The sequence below is a fragment of the Mycobacterium sp. IS-2888 genome (genome assembly GCF_001954215.1).
GTDB lineage: Bacteria > Actinomycetota > Actinomycetes > Mycobacteriales > Mycobacteriaceae > Mycobacterium.
The window spans coordinates 1-633 of sequence record NZ_MBET01000114.1 but is presented as its reverse complement, the minus strand read 5'-3'; the positions used below and the strand labels follow the sequence as shown (position 1 = coordinate 633).

The following is a 633-nucleotide window of genomic DNA, read 5'->3' as shown; positions in this document are numbered from 1 at the left end:
ATATCTGCACGCCGTACGGCACCGTCGAGTTCGAGGGCGCCAGCATTCCCGTCCCGGTCGACGATCGGACGCTGCAGAAAATCTGCGAGATCACCGACGGCCAGGCGTTCCATGCCGACAGCCTGGAATCGCTCAAGAACGTCTATACGACGCTGCAGCACCAGATCGGCTACGAAACCGTGAAGGGTGACGCGAGCCTGGCGTGGATGCTGCTCGGTGCGTTCGTGATGGCCGGCGCGGTATTGGCGGGCCTGTTCCTGAATCGCCGGCTGCCCGCCTGAGCGATCAGGTGGGAAGTCTTCGGTTGATCAGCAGCGCCAGAGCCGTCGCCACCAGCGCGACGACGACCCCGAGGCGCAGCCAGCCCGCACTGCCCGGTCCGGGCACCGTGCGATACCCGATCTCGTTCTCGATGGCGTCGTAGTCCTTGTTGAGCTGCTCGAGATTGGTGGCGGTGTAGGACTGCCCACCGGAAAGCTGCGCGATCTTCTTCATCTGGTCCGTGGAGACGGGCACATTCACCCGCTGGCCGTCCATCTCGATGCTGCCGGTCTTGGTGCCGAACGAGATGGTCGATATCTGCACGCCCTGGTCCTTGGCGGCCCGCGCGGCGGTGAACGCTCCCTGCGGCGC

The 633-nt window shown here is 65.1% G+C and carries 2 pseudogenes; one reads left to right on the top strand and one right to left on the bottom strand.

The annotated features are described in order from the left end of the window. Positions 1 to 281 (top strand): annotated as a pseudogene (locus A5745_RS23000) (hypothetical protein); the annotation flags it as partial. Between the two features lie 4 nt (positions 282 to 285). On the opposite strand, the pseudogene A5745_RS22995 reads toward A5745_RS23000, so the two are convergent. Then, positions 286 to 633: pseudogene (locus tag A5745_RS22995) on the bottom strand (hypothetical protein); the annotation flags it as partial.